Below are 15,763 nucleotides of genomic sequence, written 5' to 3'. Positions count from 1 at the left end.
TGTTCCCAACCTCACAAACCCTTAAAAATCAGCTATAATGCCCAACTATTTGATTTTCGCTTATCCCATATTGAAATGGCACAAAAAATTCAATCTGTAAAAGGTATGAACGACCTTTTACCTGTCGAACAAAAAGATTTCAAACTGACGGCTGCGTTTTGGCAGGCGTTTGAAGATACGGTCGGTCGCTGGACACGCGCTTACGGCTATCAGCAAATTCGTACGCCGATTGTCGAACAAACCGGTTTGTTTGTCCGCTCCATCGGCGAGGAAACCGATGTGGTCGGCAAGGAAATGTATACCTTCTCCGATTCAAACGATTCTTTGAGTTTGAGCTTGCGTCCTGAAGGTACGGCTTCTTGTTTGCGTGCGGTGGTCGAACACAACCTTCTGTACAACAGCCCGCAAAAGCTGTGGTATATGGGGCCGATGTTCCGCCGCGAGCGTCCGCAAAAAGGCCGTTATCGTCAGTTCCATCAGGTCGGTATCGAAGCTTTGGGTTTTGAAGGTCCGGATATTGATGCGGAAATCATCGCGATGTCTGCCGACTTATGGGAAAAATTGGGTATTCGCGAATATCTGACTTTGGAAATCAACAGCTTGGGCAACCGTGAGGAACGTGCGGCACACCGTGCGGCATTGGTTGAATATCTGACCCGCTATGAGGCGCAACTGGACGAAGACAGCAAACGCCGTCTGAAAACCAATCCTTTACGGGTTTTGGATACGAAAAATCCTGATTTGCAGGAAATCTGCAACGCGGCGCCGCGTTTGGTGGATTACTTGGGCGAGGCTTCGCAAAACCACTATGCATGCTTCAAGGTGATGTTGGACGGTTTGGGTATTCAATATGTTGAAAATCCGCGCTTGGTACGCGGTTTGGATTACTACAATCAGACGGTTTTTGAGTGGACGACCGACAAACTCGGCGCGCAGGCGACTGTGTGCGGTGGCGGCCGTTACGATGGTTTGATTGAAGAGCTTGGCGGTAAGCCTGCGCCGTCTATCGGCTTTGCGATGGGTATTGAGCGCCTGCTGCTTTTGGTGAGCGAATACGGCTCACTGGAAGTGAACGCCGCGCCTGATGTCTATGCAATGCACCAAGGCGAAGGTGCGGACTTGCAGGTGATGAAATACGCGCAAGCCTTGCGCGCTCAAGGCTTCAATGTGATGCAGCATTCCGGCTATCAGAGCCTGAAAGCGCAAATGAAAAAAGCAGACAACAGTGGCGCACGCTTTGCCCTGATTGTGGCTCAGGATGAGCTGGCAAACGGTACGGTTACCCTGAAAGATATGCAGGGCAAACACGAACAACAAACCGTTGCCGCCGCTGATTTGACAGACACTTTACAACAATGGAAGAACGCATAAATGGCAGCCCATTTGGAAGAACAACAAGAGTTAGACAACTTTAAATATTTTTGGAAACGCACTGGCCGTTGGATCTTTGCCTTGCTGATTGTGGCGGCTTTGGGGTATTTGGGTTACACCATTTACCAAGGCCAAAAAGCTTCAAAAGATCAGGAAGCTGCCGCCGTATTGGCACAAATGGTGGAAAAGGCGCAGCAAAAAACCGATCCTAAAGCCATCAACGCCGATTTGGCCGAATTGCAAAAAAACTATCCTGATTCTATTTCGACAGCCCAAGCCACTTTGATGGTAGCGGCGACCGAGTTTGATGCCGGCCGTTATGATGTGGCGGAAGGTCATTTGAATTGGGTGCTGAAAAACCAAAACGCACCGCTGGTTCAAGCTTTGGCAGCTCAGCGTTTGGGCGTTGTCCTGTTGCAGAAAAAAAAATACGATGCCGCCATCAATGCCCTAAATACTCAGGTTGAGGCTGATTTCGAGCCTTTGATGCTGGAAACCAAAGGCGATGTTTACGTTGCCCAAAATAAAACCAAAGAAGCCGTACAAAGTTACGAAGCTGCTTTGAGCAAAATGCCGCAAACCGCAGTAGGCCGCGAATTGCTGCAAATGAAAATCGACAGCTTGAAATAAGTTTGTTTGAAATCAAGGCCGTCTGAAGTTGCAATGACTTTTCAGACGGCCTACACTTATCCTTATCAACCGTGTTTTTAAAACACCTGCTTGTGTTCCGCTCCCGATTTTAGGCGGCACTTGACACAGAAAGACTCCATCATGAAACCAACCATCGCGCTTGTCGGCCGCCCCAATGTCGGCAAATCTACTTTATTCAACCGTTTGACGCGCACCAAAGACGCGCTCGTGCATGACTTGCCCGGCCTGACGCGTGACCGACATTACGGTCATGGCAAAGTCGGCAGCAAACCTTATTTGGTCATCGATACCGGCGGTTTTGAGCCGGTTGTGGACAGCGGTATTTTGCACGAAATGGCAAAACAAACCTTGCAGGCTGTCGATGAAGCCGATGCGGTTGTGTTTTTGGTGGACGGCCGCACCGGTTTGACGCCGCAAGATAAAATCATTGCCGACCGTTTGCGCCAAAGCCCGCGTCCCGTTTATTTGGCCGTGAATAAAGGCGAAGGCGGCAATAGGGCCGTACTTGCCGCCGAGTTCTACGAACTTGCTTTGGGCGACCCTTATGTTATTTCAGGTGCGCACGGCGATGGCGTGTATTATCTGATTGAAGATATTTTGGAAACCTTCCCTGAGCCTGAAAAGGAAGAGGAAGAAGCGAAACATCCTGTTTTTGCTGTAATCGGCCGTCCAAATGTCGGTAAATCGACCTTGGTAAACGCCATTCTCGGCGAAGAGCGCGTGATTGCCTTTGATATGGCAGGCACGACGCGCGACAGTATCCATATCGATTTTGAACGTGAAGGCAAACCGTTTACCATCATCGATACCGCAGGTGTGCGTCGTCGTGGCAAAGTGGATGAAGCGGTGGAAAAATTCTCCGTTATCAAAGCTATGCAGGCGGTTGAAGCGGCAAACGTTGCTGTTTTGGTGTTGGATGCGCAACAAGATATCGCCGATCAAGATGCGACGATTGCAGGTTTTGCTTTGGAAGCAGGCCGTGCCTTGGTGGTGGCGGTCAATAAATGGGACGGCATCAGCGAAGAGCGTCGCGAGCAAGTGAAACGCGATATCAACCGCAAACTGTATTTCCTTGATTTTGCTAAGTTCCACTTTATTTCTGCATTGAAAGAGCGCGGTATAGACGGTTTGTTTGAAAGCATTCAGGCTGCCTACAACGCGGCAATGATTAAGATGCCGACGCCGAAAATCACGCGCGTATTGCAAAGCGCTATCGGGCGCCAACAGCCGCCGCGCGCAGGCTTGGTGCGTCCGAAAATGCGTTATGCCCACCAGGGCGGCATGAATCCGCCGGTGATTGTGGTTCACGGCAATTCGCTGCATGCCATTTCTGACAGCTACACACGTTATCTGACCCAAACGTTCCGCAAAGCCTTCAATCTGCAAGGGACGCCGCTCAGAATTCAATACAATGTTTCGGAAAACCCGTATGAAAATGCGGAAGACAAACCGAAGAAAAAACCGTTGCGCCGTGTCAGCCTGAGCAACCGTATTGAGAAACGCGAAGGCCGCAAGGAAGAGAAAAACCGCTTCAAGAAGAAAACTAAAGTTAGCGTGAAAAAACAATTCAGCAAATAAGCACAAAGGCCGTCTGAACAATTTCAGACGGCCTTTTTATCATAAAAAACAGCTTATTAGAACTTCATAGCATATTTTCGATAGGATTTGCCGAATTTAAAAAAACATCCAATTTGGGTTTAGGGTTGTTGTGAATATGGAAATGAAACAGTCGGTTTGACGGGAAGTTCCCTTATTGCTGGATTCCTAAACGGTGTGATAGAAAAAAATAGTTGGTAATTTATCCTATTCGGGGCTACAATCCCATCAAACGCCGATTTTGGTTTTGGCGTCTTTACAATCATAATAATGGAGCTCAAGAATATGACAGCTAAAGGACAAATGTTACAAGATCCTTTTTTGAATGCGTTGCGTAAAGAGCACGTTCCGGTTTCAATCTACTTGGTAAACGGCATCAAGCTGCAAGGCCAAGTGGAATCATTCGACCAGTACGTTGTTCTGCTGCGTAATACTTCCGTCACTCAAATGGTTTACAAACACGCTATCTCAACAATCGTTCCTGCACGCGCAGTCAGCCTGCAACACGAAAACAAACAACCTCAAGCCGCTGCTGCAGCTGCTCCGGTTCAAGTTGAGACTGTGCAACAACCTGCCGAATAAATGATGTAACGCATTCCTGTTTTTCAATACCTTACCGCTTTTGCGGTAGGGTATTTTTATTTTCAGACGACCTTTATCATGCTGCTTGAAAACATTCTTCCCTTTGCCCACTCCCTGTTACGACAAGCCTTAAAAGCAGGCGGCCGCGCTTTGGATGCGACGGCCGGAAACGGGCATGATACTTTGTTGTTGGCGCAGTCGGTTGGCGAGACGGGTAGGGTGTGGGTGTTTGATGTGCAATCTAAAGCACTGGCGCAGACTCAAGGCCGTCTGAAAGAAAACGGCGTAGATGGTCGGGTAGCCCTGATACATGACGGCCATGAAAACCTTTTGTCTTATATCGACGAGCCTTTAGATGCCGCAGTATTTAATTTCGGTTGGCTGCCGGGAGGCGATAAAAGCTGTACAACTGAAGCAGCAAGCAGCATCCGTGCGCTGACGGATACTTTGGGTTTGCTGAAAGAGGGCGGGCTTGCCGTGGCGGTATTGTATCCGGGGCATGAAGCCGGCCGTATAGAGGCTGAAGCGATTGTGCAATGGGCGGAAACTTTGCCGCAGGAAGCATTTGCCGTGTTACGCTATGGCTTTGTCAACCGCCGCAATGCGCCTCCCTATCTGCTGGCGATTGAAAAGTTGCGTCAGAAATAGATGTTTGCGGTAAAATAGCTGCTTTGTTTTTCAACCCTCAACATAAGAAACTGCCATGCAATATCTGTTTGTAAAATACAGCCATCAGATTTTCGTTGCCATTACCATTCTGTTGTTCAACATCCGTTTTTTCCTGCTCTGGCGTCATCCTGAGAAACCGTTGGCAGGCATTTGGAAGGCCATGCCGCATTTGAACGACACCATGTTGCTGTTTACCGGCTTGTGGCTGATGAAGATTACTCATTTTTCGCCGTTCAATGCGCCGTGGCTTGGCATGAAAATCCTGCTGTTGCTGGTTTATATTGTGTTGGGCATGATTATGATGCGTTCGCGTCCGCGTTCGCCGAAGTTCTATATCGTCTACGTTTTGGCCATGTCGTGTGTTGCCACGATTGTTTTCCTTGCCAAAACCAAAACGCTGCCGTTTTAAAAGAGGCCGTCTGAAATGTATCCGCATTTTGCCGTTATCGCTTTGGGCAGCAATCTTGCCAATCCTGCTGAACAGGTTCGCGCCGCTTTGGCCGAATTGGCCGCGCATCCGCATATCCGGCTCGAAAAAACATCTTCCCTGTATCTGACTGCGCCGGTCGGCTATGATGATCAGCCTGATTTTGTGAACGCCGTTTGTGCGGTGAAAACTTCATTGGACGGCGTAGCGCTGTTGGCAGAGTTAAACCGCATCGAGGCCGAATTTGGGCGCGAACGTACCTTCCGTAATGCGCCGCGCACTTTGGATTTGGACATTATTGATTTTGACGGTATCTGCAGCGATGACCTGCATTTGACCTTGCCGCATCCGCGCGCGCATGAGCGCAGTTTCGTTATGTTGCCTCTGGCCGAAATCCTTCCGAATTTCGAGTTGGGCGAGCATGGCCGTGCGGCTGATTTGGCTCAGGCTTTGGGCGGGCAGGGTATTCGCCTGTTGAAAGAATAAAGGCCGTCTGAAAAACGGACTAAAACAAGAAAGGGCGTGTTGGACACGCCTTTTTTGCTATAAAATATTGTTGGGAAACACATTACAAAGAGTTACTATGAATCCTCGTTATATTGTTGTCGAAGGCGCCATCGGTAGCGGCAAGACTGCTTTGAGCCGCCGCTTGGCAGAGCATTTCAGTGCGTTGCTGTTGTCGGAGAATCCGGATCACAATCCGTTTCTCATGAAGTTTTACAGCAATGTTTCCAATAATGGCTTGGCTGCCGAACTTTTTTTCCTGACGCGCCGCGCTGAAAGCGTGAATATTATTGAAGACCAATGTGCGCAAGGCGGAATGGTTGTGGCTGATTTTTTGCCGGAAAAAGATCGTATTTTTACGCCTATCGTTTTGAATGATGACGAGCAGCAGCTTTTTGCCGATATGAAACAACGCATTCTGCCGCAATACGCGGAGCCTGATGTGGTGATTTATCTGCAAACCGCCGTCGAAAACAACCGCAAACGCCTGCAAAAACGTCACGAAGGTATTATCAGCTTGTTCCCCGAAGGCTATTTGGGACGGGTGCATGACGAATACAGCCATTTCTTCCATTTGTATCAAAGCGCTCCTTTGCTGACTGTCAATGCCGATGAGTTGGATCTGGCCGGTAATGACGACCACTTTAAGCTTTTGTTGCGTGCATTGGAAGATTTTCAAGGTACGCGCAGTTATTTGAATTTAAGCGAAAAATAAACGCAGGCTAGGTTTAGGCCGTCTGAAAGGAATAATATGTCAAAATATCAATTTACACTCCCATCTTCTTCCGGCAGCGATTTTAACTCCGCCGAACATTTGCCGTTGGTTGTCTATTTTTATCCTAAAGACAGCACGCCCGGCTGTACCACCGAAGGCTTGGATTTCAACGCCAGATTGGAACAATTCAAAGCATTGGGCTATACCGTTGTCGGCATTTCGCGCGACGGCGTTAAATCGCATCAGAATTTCTGCGCCAAACAAGGCTTTCAGTTTGAATTGTTGAGCGACAAAGAAGAAACCGTCTGCAAACTGTTTGACGTGATCAAGCTGAAAAAGCTTTACGGCAAAGAATCCCTCGGCATCGAGCGCAGCACGTTTGTGTTGGACGAAAACGGCGAAATCGCCCATGAATGGCGCAAAGTCAAAGTAGCCGGACACGCGCAGGAAGTGCTGGATACAATCTCTCAAGCCTCTTAAATAGGGCTTTGAAAACCTAAGGCCGTCTGAACGGATGTAAAGTCATGCCGTTCAGACGGCCTTTCAATACAGTTTGATGAGTATGGACGATTTAATAGACAAGCTGCTTGAATCCCTTTGGCTGCAAGACAGGCTCAGCCACAATACGCTGCAAAGTTACCGCCGTGATTTGGTCAAAGTTGCTGCGCGTTTGGCCGAGGGCGGGCAGGATTGGTTGAGCGCCGATGAATTTGCCCTGTCTGATGCCGTGTATGCGGAAGGGGAAAAAAGTACGTCCCAAGCGCGAGCATTGTCGGCTTGCAAGCGCATGTACGTCTGGTTGGAAGAAACGGGTCAAAGAGCAGACAATCCCACCCGTTTTCTCAAAGCGCCGAAATCAGAACGCAAACTGCCCACGCTGATTACCGAAGCCCAAATCGACGCGCTGCTGGCTGCGCCGGATGTGGAAACGCCGCACGGGCTGCGCGACAAAGCCTTGCTTGAAGTCATGTATGCAACAGGTTTGCGCGTGACCGAAGCTGTTAAATTGACGCTCAGCGATATCGATTTACATCGCGGCTGTATCCGTACCATAGGTAAGGGCGACAAAGTGCGTCTGGTTCCGCTGGGGCAGGAGGCAGCGTATTGGGTGGAACGCTATTGCAACGAATCGCGCCCGTTATTGCTGAAAAACAAAATTTGCGACGAAGTATTTGTCAGCCAGAAACGCAGCGGCATCAGCCGTCAGCTTGCATGGATGATAGTCAAAGAATATGCCGAAGCGGCCGGTATTGCTTCGCTCAGTCCGCACGGTTTGCGCCATGCTTTTGCCACGCATTTGGTCAATCATGGCGTCGATTTGCGTTCGGTCCAGATGATGTTGGGACATTCCGACATTAATACCACGCAGATTTATACCCATGTTGCCAATATTCGTTTGAAAAACATGGTCGATGAACACCATTCCCGTTCATGAATAGAGGCGGCATTTCGAAGATGCCGCCTTTTGTTATCGTGGCCGTCTGAACGGTTATAAAGTTTATTATTTATAAAATAACAATCAAAATACAAATTTACATAGAAAAATTTCAAAACAAAAGGACAGTGCCAATATTGCAATGCAAACCGTTTTTATTTATATTTACGTTCAAGAATAAATCCTACTCTCAATTACAGAGGGTAACAAAATTATTGGAGCACATCATGTTTGTCTGCATCTGCAACGCCATTACTGACCACGACATCAAAGAGACCATCGCCGCCGGTGCAACCACCATGAGCGATTTGCAGGCTCAATTGGGCGTGGCGACTTGTTGCGGTTGCTGCGGCGAATTGGCTGCATCGTTTTTGACAGCAAGCAGTGCCCAAAATACCGTGACTGCCGGTATCAACGTTCAGTCTTAATTTTAGAATACACATAAAGGCCGTCTGAAGGCGTGACAGAAATCCTTGATTTCGTTTCGCGCCTTCAGACGGCCTTTGTCATACCTGTATGGTTTGGAAGCATTTTGCTATACAATGGCCGCTTTTGTCCCTCCGAGAGTAACCGCCATGAAACTGACCTTGATGTTTCGGGAATATTGCAGCCTGTGCCACAAAATGCGTGAACAATTAAAGCCTTATCAGGAGCAGTTTGGATTTGAGCTGGATATTGTCGATGTTGATGAAGATCCGGTTTTAGAAGAAAAGTACAATGAGCTGGTACCTGTTTTGCTAGATGGCGATACCGAAATCTGCCATTGGTTTTTGGACGAAGAAAAACTGAAAGCGCATTTGAGCGCGTAACAAACCGTTGACCATATTGTCTTTCAGACGGCCTTTGGCTATTTATGCCGTCTGAACATTGATTTTATTATGACTGAAAAACTTTCTCCCGATGCGCTGATTGAAGCGGCGCTGTTGACGCAAGTCGAACCCTTAAACGAAAAAGCCATGCGCGAATTGTGCGTGCCGCCGTTGTCGCAAGACAAGCTGATTGACGTGTTGGCGCAACTGAAGGCCCGCTGGCAGGGCAGGGCTTTGCAACTGGTGCATACCCATGAGGGCTGGCGTTTCCAAATCGCCCAAGCCGCCTTTGAACGACTGGGCAGCCTGCAAGAGCAGCGCGCGCCGCGTTATTCCCGCGCCGTGATGGAAACGCTGGCGATTATTGCCTATCAACAACCGGTCACGCGTGGCGATATCGAAGGCATACGCGGCGTGGCGGTGTCGCAAAATGTCATGCAAACCTTGCAGGATAGGGGCTGGATTGAAGTCATCGGCCACCGTGATTCTGTCGGCCGTCCGGCTTTGTGGGCGACAACGGCAACATTCTTAAACGATTTGCGTTTAGAAAGTTTGGAAGAATTGCCGCCGCTGACTGAATTGGGCGAGCTGGTGTTGCCCGATTTGATGGAAACGCCGCCGACAGGCGATGAGGAAGCTGAAGAAGCAGTAGAATCAGGAAGCAGACTGATTAACTGATTTGAATGTAAAGGCCGTCTGAAACAATCGTGTTTCAGACGGCCTTTATTGTTGTGTAACATTATGATTTTAAACAAAATTTTCGTTTAGTTTTGTAACTTATTGATTTTGTGATATAATTTAAAAATTATTAGAATAAATATCTCTCATTCTGTAATAGTTTGAGAAGGCATACGGAAACGTTTCCCTCTTTATCAATCGGCAGCCCGTTTGTTCTTCAAATATGCGCTGTATCAACTACGGAACCGATATGAAATTCAAACAATTCATTCAAAACAAATCTTCTTTCAACCCAAGCGTGGTCGGTATTACGCTTTTCTTCGTCCTTTTGCTTTTGTCAGCTGCTTTGGTTTGGCCTCAAAATACTGAGGCTTTGTTAAATGCAATGAAGCAGTTTATCTTTCAAAATGTCAGCTGGTTTTACATTCTGACTTTCTCTGTATTCCTTATTTTCTTATTGGCGCTTCCCATCAGCAGCTTCGGCAGTATCAGGCTGGGTACAAACGAGGACGAACCTGAGTTTTCGTTTTTATCATGGCTGGCTATGCTGTTTGCAGCCGGTATGGGCGTGGGCTTGATGTTTTTCGGGGTGGCCGAGCCTTTATCGCATTTCTCTTCCCCGATTGCCAAAGGCAATGCGCAAGAGGCGATTCTGCATACGGTGTTCCACTGGGGGATTCATGCCTGGGCAATCTACGGAATCATTGCGCTTGCCTTGGCGTATTTCGGTTTCCGCTATAAATTGCCGCTGGCGTTGCGCTCCTGTTTTTATCCGATTTTAAAAGACAAAATCAACGGCAAAATGGGCGATGCCATCGATGTGATGGCTTTGATTGCGACTTTGTTCGGTATTATCACAACCTTGGGATTTGGTGCGGCACAAATGGGTTCCGGTTTGTTGAAGATGGGCTGGGTGCAGGACAACAGCTATGTCTTGCAGGTCGGCATCATCGTCGTTGTGATGGCGATTGCCATATTTTCCGCAACTTCGGGCGTGAGTAAAGGCGTCAAAATTTTGAGTGAAACCAACTTGGTATTGGCACTGTCATTGCTGTTGTTTGTCTTGTTGAGTATGCCAACGACGTATTTGATTTTCGCATTCAGCGACAATTTGGGCACTTATTTGAGTAACTTCGTTTCGTTCAGCTTTAAGTCATATACCTACGAGCCTGAGCATACAAAATGGTTTACCGGCTGGACGGTGTTGTATTGGGCTTGGTGGTGTTCGTGGTCGCCTTTTGTCGGTTTGTTCATTGCCCGAATTTCGCGAGGCAGAACCATCCGCGAATTTATTTTTGGTGTATTGGCAGTGCCTAGCCTGATGAGTATTTTGTGGTTTACCGTATTTGGCAATTCAGCCTTGTGGCTGGACACGCATGTGGCAAACGGCGCCTTGTCTGCCTTGACCAACGAGCCTGAAAAATTGTTGTTTGCCTTTTTAAATTATCTGCCGTGGCCGGTTGTCAGCAGCTTGGTAGCATTGCTGGTGATTTCGCTGTTTTTTATCACTTCTGCCGACTCGGGCATTTATGTGCTGAACAATATTGCTTCGCGCGATAAAGGGCTGGCTTCGCCCAAGTGGCAATCGGTTATGTGGGGCGTGTTGATTTCGGCTGTGGCTATTGTGTTGCTGGGCGCCGGCGGTTTGCCTATCTTGCAAACCATGACCTTGATTGCGTCTCTGCCGTTTGCGGTGTTGATGATTTTTATGATGGTTTCTTTGTGGAAAGCCCTGAACAACGATGCCAACTATTTTGCAACCGCCGTCAATCCGAGCAGTATTTTCTGGTCGGGCGATCATTGGAGGGAACGCCTTGGCCAAATGATGAATCAGACGCAGGAAGTCGATATCATCAAATTTATGAAAAATACGGCGCTTCCGGCAATGCAGGAATTGAAAAACGAATTGACCGAAAAATACAATATGGACGTAGAAATCCGTTGCCTGTTGCAACAGGATGAGCCGTCGGTGGAGCTGGTGGTGCATAAAGGGACGGTAAGGGATTTTGTCTATGGGATTAAATCCGTAAAGCGGGAAATTACCGACCAGTTGATTCGTGAAGACAGCCTGCCTCATTTCAAATATGCAGCAACGTTCATACCGTTGACGTATTTTTCGGATGGGCGCGATGGATACGATGTGCAATATATGACGCAAAAAGAATTGATTGCCGATATGCTCAAGCAGTATGAGCGTTATCTGAACCTGCTTGCCGGAGTGGGGCAGGAATTGATGGGGCATGAACAAGTAGAGCTGGCAGAGTAAAGCAAATTTAGGCCGTCTGAAAATGTAGCAATATTCAGACGGCCTTTTTATTGCCTGCTTAAAAAATAAGTTGTTTAAAATAAATATCTTAGATAAACTATAAGAAAAATCTGATTCAAACTATAAAAAATCTTAGTTATAATCAGCTTATCTAAAGCTATTCCGCATAGGTGCGGGTGATTTACTAAGGAATACTGCAATGCTGTTGGCACTTTCTTTGCGTGATTTTGTCATTGTTGAAAACCTGAATCTTGATTTTCAAAACGGCTTTACCGTATTGACGGGCGAGACCGGCGCAGGCAAATCGATTACTCTGGATGCGATTGGCCTGTTATTGGGCGATAAAGCCGATTACAGTCAAGTGCGAAGCGGCGCCAAAGAAGCGCAGTTGTCGGCTTTGTTCGATATCAGTGGTTTGCCTGAACTGAAAGCGCAGCTGCATGAGCAAGGCCTTTTGGAAGAAGATGCCGAAGAGCTCAGCATCCGCCGTATTATCGATGCCAAGGGTAAAAGTCGCAGTTATATCAATAATCAGGCAGCAACATTGGCGCAGCTGAAAGCCATTGGCGAGCAGTTAATCGATATTCACGGCCAAAATGCCCATCATTCGTTGAATCAAGAGTCTGCGCAACGCGAGTTGTTAGACGCATTTGCCGGCAGCAAAGAGCAGGCAGAAACGGTCAAACAGCTTTATCAAAATTGGGTCAATGCGAAAAAGGCACTGCAAGAAGCGCAAGAGCAGGCAGAAACCATGGCCATCGAACGCGAGCGTTTGGAATGGCAGTTTAATGAATTGAACCAATTGGAGCTTAAACCCAATGAATGGGAAACCTTAAGCCAAAGCCACGACAGCTTGGCGCATTCGGCCGAGTTGCTGCAAACCGCCGAGCAGGTGGGCGACAGCATAGACGGAGACAACGGCATCCAACGTCAAATCTACCAATGCCAAAAACTGCTTGGCAATCTGCAAAATATTGAGCCGCGCTTTGCCGAGAGCCTGAATATGTTGGCAAGTATTGAAGCAGAATTGGGTGAAATCAGTGCCAATATGCGCGATGTGGCCGGTCGCAGCGATATCGATCCTAATGAATTGGCCGCACAAGAAAGTCGCATGGGCGAATTGATGAGCATGGCGCGCAAATACCGCATTGAGCCAGAAGAGTTGCCGCAAAAGTTGGCAGAAATTGATGAGCGCCTGCAAAACCTGCACGCGGCTGCCGATTTGGAAGCTTTGGAAAATACAGTCGCACGCAATCTTGCCGAATACCACGAAGCCGCGCATATTCTTTCCGCCATGCGTCATCAGGCTGCTGGCCGTTTGGGCGAAGAAACAACCGAGCATATGCAGCATTTGGCCATGAAGGGCGCACGTTTTGACATCGTCTTGTTGCCGTCTTCGCCGACCGCGCATGGTCTGGAGCAGGTGCAATTCCAAGTAGCAGCGAATAAAGGCAATCCGTCCCGTCCTTTGAACAAAGTGGCTTCCGGCGGCGAATTGGCGCGTATCAGCTTGGCTTTGCAAGTGGTTGCCAGCCAATACACGCAAGTGCCGACATTGATTTTTGACGAAGTGGATACCGGTATTGGTGGCGGCGTTGCTGAAATGGTCGGTAAAGCTTTGCGTGCCTTAGGTAAAAAACATCAAGTCTTGGCGGTAACCCATCTTCCTCAAGTTGCCTCTTGCGGTGAAAACCATTGGCAGGTGCGCAAGCATAGCGAAGGCGAACAAACCGTCAGCGAAATCAGCGTCTTGAACCATCATCAGCGCATTGAGGAAATCGCGCGTATGCTGGGTGGCGAAATCATTACCGATACCACACGCAGCCATGCCGCCGAACTCTTGCATTTGGCAGCCGCCTAAAAGCTTCAAGGCCGTCTGAAAATAGGATTCAGACGGCCTTTTCTATATTTTGCCACCTTTTCAGGCAGGCAGAATACAAGGTATGATTATATCGTCTGTTTACAAGGAAATTTTGATGAAAGTCCTGTTTATCGCCGATCCAATGGCAAGTTTTAAAACCTATAAAGACACTACTTACGCCATGATGCGTGAAATGGCAAAGCGCGGTTGGCAGCTTTTTCATACCTTGAGCGGAGAATTGTCCGTCCGTGAAGGCTTGGTGGTGGCTCAGGCAGCGGCATTTGAGTTTGTCGGCGCGAAGAACGATGACGATCATGAATGGTTTAAAGCAGAGGCAAAAGTTCAGACGGCCTTAAAAGATTTCGATGCGGTCATTATGCGCACTGATCCGCCGTTTGATATGCAATATCTGTACGCAACCCAGTTTTTGACGTTGGCAGAGCAGCAGGGGGCAAAAGTATTTAACAGCGGGCAGGCAATGCGAGATTTCAATGAGAAATTGGCGATTTTGAACTTCAGCCAGTTTACCGCGCCCACTTTGGTTACCACACGTTCCGCCGATGTCCGTGCCTTTTTGAAAGAACACGGCGACATCATCATCAAACCGTTGGACGGCATGGGCGGTATGGGAATTTTCCGCCTGACCGAATCCGACCCCAATATCGGCAGTATCCTTGAAACCCTGATGCAGCTTGATTCACGCACCATCATGGCACAACGCTATATTCCTGAAATCGTACATGGCGACAAGCGCATTTTGATTATCGGCGGGGAAGTTGTTCCGTATGCTTTGGCGCGTATTCCGCAAAACGGTGAAACGCGCGGCAACTTGGCTGCCGGCGGTCGCGGCGTGGCACAGGAATTGAGCGAGCGCGACCGTGAAATTGCAGAAACCCTTGCGCCTGAATTGAAGCGTCGCGGTATTTTGCTTGCCGGTTTGGATGTCATCGGCAACAACCTGACCGAAGTCAATGTAACCAGCCCGACCGGCTTCCAAGAAATCATGAAGCAAAAAGATTTCGACGTTGCCGCCATGTTTGCAGATGCCGTAGCATCTTGGGCAAAACAATAAACCCAAAGGCCGTCTGAAAATTAACCCGACCGTTTCTTTTCAGACGGCCTTTTTATGTTGAGAATATGATGGAACCATCCTCCTACGCATCTGAAAAAAAAGGCAAAAACGGCATCAAGCGCATTATCAATGCGTTTGGTTATTCCAAAGACGGACTGGCTGCCGCGTATCGTTATGAAAGCGCATTTCGCCAAGTTTTTTGGTTGAACCTGATTTTAATTGTCTTGGCGTTGTTCCTTGATTTCGGACCGGCCATCAAAATGGTGCTTGTTGTCGCATCGTTTATTTCACTGATTACCGAATTGTTTAATACCGCCATCGAGGCAGCCGTTGACCATACCTCTACTGAAAAACACGAGCTGGCCAAGCGTGCCAAAGATGCCGGCTCGGCCGCGCAACTGATGGCTTTGTTCATGTTATTTATTGTTTGGATTATTGCATTAACTGCTTAAAAATGTGGTAATATGGTAATTCGTTAGGATTAGATAGTATTAATTAATCTATATCAAAGTTTTCAGACGGCCTTTGGTTGTAAGATGAAGGCCGTATATCCCAGCCATTTGGCAAACACAAGGAGCAAAACATGAAAAAATTAATGGCAACCCTGATTCTGGCAGGCTTGGCAACTTCCGTATCTGCAGCCGGTATCCATATTGAAGACGGTTGGGCACGTGCCACTGTCGAGGGTATGAAAATGGGTGGCGCATTCATGAAAATCCAAAACGATGAAGCCAAACAAGACTTCTTGGTAGGCGGCAGCAGCCCTGTTGCAGAACGCGTTGAAGTACACACCCATATTAACGACAACGGTGTTATGCGTATGCGCGAAGTTAAAGGCGGCGTGCCTTTGGCTGCAAAAGGCGTAACCGAGCTGAAACCGGGCAGCTACCACGTGATGTTCATGGGTCTGAAAAAACCGCTGAAAGAAGGCGAAAAAGTGCCTGTAACCCTGAAATTCAAAAACGCGAAACCTCAAACTGTCGAGCTGGAAGTGAAAACTGCACCGCAATCCGGTATGGATCATGGTCACGGCCATGGCCACGGTGGTGCGCATCAACACTAATTGCTTGAATTTACATATAAAGGCCGTCTGAAAGTCATTGGGCTTTCAGACGGCCTTTTCTGTC

General features: G+C 48.1%; 18 protein-coding genes. All 18 read left to right on the top strand.

The window, feature by feature from the left end; all coding sequences use genetic code 11:
- The first annotated feature begins 75 nt into the window (after positions 1 to 75).
- Positions 76 to 1,371, top strand: a complete 1,296-nt coding sequence (hisS, locus tag ACTHSP_RS03835; RefSeq protein WP_063068048.1) for a histidine--tRNA ligase — start codon at positions 76 to 78, stop codon at positions 1,369 to 1,371.
- Positions 1,372 to 2,001 carry a YfgM family protein gene (locus ACTHSP_RS03830; RefSeq protein ID WP_314512073.1) on the top strand — a complete coding sequence of 210 codons (630 nt, stop codon included), beginning with the start codon at positions 1,372 to 1,374 and terminating at the stop codon, positions 1,999 to 2,001.
- A gap of 141 nt (positions 2,002 to 2,142) precedes the next feature.
- The gene (der, locus tag ACTHSP_RS03825) at positions 2,143 to 3,600 is read left to right on the top strand and encodes a ribosome biogenesis GTPase Der (protein WP_063067923.1); all 1,458 of its coding nucleotides are present in this window, start codon (positions 2,143 to 2,145) and stop codon (positions 3,598 to 3,600) included.
- A 303-nt stretch (positions 3,601 to 3,903) separates the two neighbouring features.
- Positions 3,904 to 4,200, top strand: a complete 297-nt coding sequence (gene hfq, locus ACTHSP_RS03820; RefSeq protein ID WP_036493792.1) for an RNA chaperone Hfq — start codon at positions 3,904 to 3,906, stop codon at positions 4,198 to 4,200.
- Positions 4,201 to 4,278: 78 nt separating this feature from the next.
- Complete coding sequence (locus ACTHSP_RS03815; protein WP_314512078.1) at positions 4,279 to 4,848, top strand: class I SAM-dependent methyltransferase; 570 nt, start codon at positions 4,279 to 4,281, stop codon at positions 4,846 to 4,848.
- A gap of 55 nt (positions 4,849 to 4,903) precedes the next feature.
- Positions 4,904 to 5,278 (top strand): SirB2 family protein, encoded by a 375-nt coding sequence (locus ACTHSP_RS03810; protein ID WP_003681989.1) that lies wholly within the window; start codon positions 4,904 to 4,906, stop codon positions 5,276 to 5,278.
- Positions 5,279 to 5,293: 15 nt separating this feature from the next.
- Complete coding sequence (gene folK, locus ACTHSP_RS03805) at positions 5,294 to 5,782, top strand: 2-amino-4-hydroxy-6-hydroxymethyldihydropteridine diphosphokinase (protein ID WP_440345662.1); 489 nt, start codon at positions 5,294 to 5,296, stop codon at positions 5,780 to 5,782.
- A gap of 97 nt (positions 5,783 to 5,879) precedes the next feature.
- Entirely contained in the window at positions 5,880 to 6,515 is a 636-nt protein-coding gene (locus ACTHSP_RS03800; protein ID WP_440345661.1) for a deoxynucleoside kinase, read from the top strand.
- A gap of 36 nt (positions 6,516 to 6,551) precedes the next feature.
- A complete protein-coding gene (locus tag ACTHSP_RS03795) occupies positions 6,552 to 6,995 on the top strand; it encodes a peroxiredoxin (RefSeq protein WP_003683206.1) in 444 nt (147 codons plus the stop codon).
- Positions 6,996 to 7,071: 76 nt separating this feature from the next.
- Positions 7,072 to 7,950, top strand: coding sequence for a site-specific tyrosine recombinase XerD (gene xerD / locus ACTHSP_RS03790; RefSeq protein ID WP_440345660.1), 879 nt, complete (start codon positions 7,072 to 7,074; stop codon positions 7,948 to 7,950).
- A gap of 227 nt (positions 7,951 to 8,177) precedes the next feature.
- Positions 8,178 to 8,378, top strand: a complete 201-nt coding sequence (locus tag ACTHSP_RS03785; protein WP_003681978.1) for a (2Fe-2S)-binding protein — start codon at positions 8,178 to 8,180, stop codon at positions 8,376 to 8,378.
- Between the two features lie 147 nt (positions 8,379 to 8,525).
- Positions 8,526 to 8,759: a glutaredoxin family protein gene (locus ACTHSP_RS03780; protein ID WP_036472354.1), complete on the top strand. Its 234-nt coding sequence runs from the start codon at positions 8,526 to 8,528 to the stop codon at positions 8,757 to 8,759.
- 69 nt (positions 8,760 to 8,828) lie between these two features.
- On the top strand, positions 8,829 to 9,437 hold the full coding sequence (gene scpB / locus ACTHSP_RS03775) for an SMC-Scp complex subunit ScpB (protein ID WP_440345659.1): 609 nt from the start codon (positions 8,829 to 8,831) through the stop codon (positions 9,435 to 9,437).
- Between the two features lie 250 nt (positions 9,438 to 9,687).
- The gene (locus ACTHSP_RS03770) at positions 9,688 to 11,703 is read left to right on the top strand and encodes a BCCT family transporter (RefSeq protein ID WP_440345658.1); all 2,016 of its coding nucleotides are present in this window, start codon (positions 9,688 to 9,690) and stop codon (positions 11,701 to 11,703) included.
- A gap of 199 nt (positions 11,704 to 11,902) precedes the next feature.
- Positions 11,903 to 13,564: a DNA repair protein RecN gene (recN, locus tag ACTHSP_RS03765; RefSeq protein WP_440345657.1), complete on the top strand. Its 1,662-nt coding sequence runs from the start codon at positions 11,903 to 11,905 to the stop codon at positions 13,562 to 13,564.
- Between the two features lie 115 nt (positions 13,565 to 13,679).
- A complete protein-coding gene (gene gshB / locus ACTHSP_RS03760) occupies positions 13,680 to 14,636 on the top strand; it encodes a glutathione synthase (RefSeq protein WP_440345656.1) in 957 nt (318 codons plus the stop codon).
- Positions 14,637 to 14,704: 68 nt separating this feature from the next.
- Positions 14,705 to 15,088 carry a diacylglycerol kinase gene (locus tag ACTHSP_RS03755; protein WP_371509936.1) on the top strand — a complete coding sequence of 128 codons (384 nt, stop codon included), beginning with the start codon at positions 14,705 to 14,707 and terminating at the stop codon, positions 15,086 to 15,088.
- A 131-nt stretch (positions 15,089 to 15,219) separates the two neighbouring features.
- Positions 15,220 to 15,699 (top strand): copper chaperone PCu(A)C, encoded by a 480-nt coding sequence (locus tag ACTHSP_RS03750; RefSeq protein ID WP_070645058.1) that lies wholly within the window; start codon positions 15,220 to 15,222, stop codon positions 15,697 to 15,699.
- Positions 15,700 to 15,763: the final 64 nt, after the last annotated feature.

The sequence above is a fragment of the Neisseria sp. P0001.S005 genome (assembly GCF_051963715.1).
The sequence above is the reverse complement of the archived record's forward strand: the minus strand, read 5'-3'. Positions and strand labels throughout refer to the sequence as shown.

Excerpts from the sequence above, each read along its gene's own strand:
- ACTHSP_RS03780 (WP_036472354.1), top strand. The coding sequence starts at position 8,526 with ATGAAACTGACCTTGATGTTTCGGGAATATTGCAGCCTGTGCCACAAA.
- ACTHSP_RS03830 (WP_314512073.1), top strand. The coding sequence starts at position 1,372 with ATGGCAGCCCATTTGGAAGAACAACAAGAGTTAGACAACTTTAAATAT.
- ACTHSP_RS03800 (WP_440345661.1), top strand. The coding sequence starts at position 5,880 with ATGAATCCTCGTTATATTGTTGTCGAAGGCGCCATCGGTAGCGGCAAG.
- hisS (WP_063068048.1), top strand. The coding sequence starts at position 76 with ATGGCACAAAAAATTCAATCTGTAAAAGGTATGAACGACCTTTTACCT.
- ACTHSP_RS03785 (WP_003681978.1), top strand. The coding sequence starts at position 8,178 with ATGTTTGTCTGCATCTGCAACGCCATTACTGACCACGACATCAAAGAG.
- ACTHSP_RS03750 (WP_070645058.1), top strand. The coding sequence starts at position 15,220 with ATGAAAAAATTAATGGCAACCCTGATTCTGGCAGGCTTGGCAACTTCC.
- recN (WP_440345657.1), top strand. The coding sequence starts at position 11,903 with ATGCTGTTGGCACTTTCTTTGCGTGATTTTGTCATTGTTGAAAACCTG.
- hfq (WP_036493792.1), top strand. The coding sequence starts at position 3,904 with ATGACAGCTAAAGGACAAATGTTACAAGATCCTTTTTTGAATGCGTTG.
- ACTHSP_RS03755 (WP_371509936.1), top strand. The coding sequence starts at position 14,705 with ATGGAACCATCCTCCTACGCATCTGAAAAAAAAGGCAAAAACGGCATC.
- scpB (WP_440345659.1), top strand. The coding sequence starts at position 8,829 with ATGACTGAAAAACTTTCTCCCGATGCGCTGATTGAAGCGGCGCTGTTG.
- folK (WP_440345662.1), top strand. The coding sequence starts at position 5,294 with ATGTATCCGCATTTTGCCGTTATCGCTTTGGGCAGCAATCTTGCCAAT.
- xerD (WP_440345660.1), top strand. The coding sequence starts at position 7,072 with ATGAGTATGGACGATTTAATAGACAAGCTGCTTGAATCCCTTTGGCTG.
- ACTHSP_RS03795 (WP_003683206.1), top strand. The coding sequence starts at position 6,552 with ATGTCAAAATATCAATTTACACTCCCATCTTCTTCCGGCAGCGATTTT.
- der (WP_063067923.1), top strand. The coding sequence starts at position 2,143 with ATGAAACCAACCATCGCGCTTGTCGGCCGCCCCAATGTCGGCAAATCT.
- ACTHSP_RS03770 (WP_440345658.1), top strand. The coding sequence starts at position 9,688 with ATGAAATTCAAACAATTCATTCAAAACAAATCTTCTTTCAACCCAAGC.
- ACTHSP_RS03810 (WP_003681989.1), top strand. The coding sequence starts at position 4,904 with ATGCAATATCTGTTTGTAAAATACAGCCATCAGATTTTCGTTGCCATT.
- ACTHSP_RS03815 (WP_314512078.1), top strand. The coding sequence starts at position 4,279 with ATGCTGCTTGAAAACATTCTTCCCTTTGCCCACTCCCTGTTACGACAA.
- gshB (WP_440345656.1), top strand. The coding sequence starts at position 13,680 with ATGAAAGTCCTGTTTATCGCCGATCCAATGGCAAGTTTTAAAACCTAT.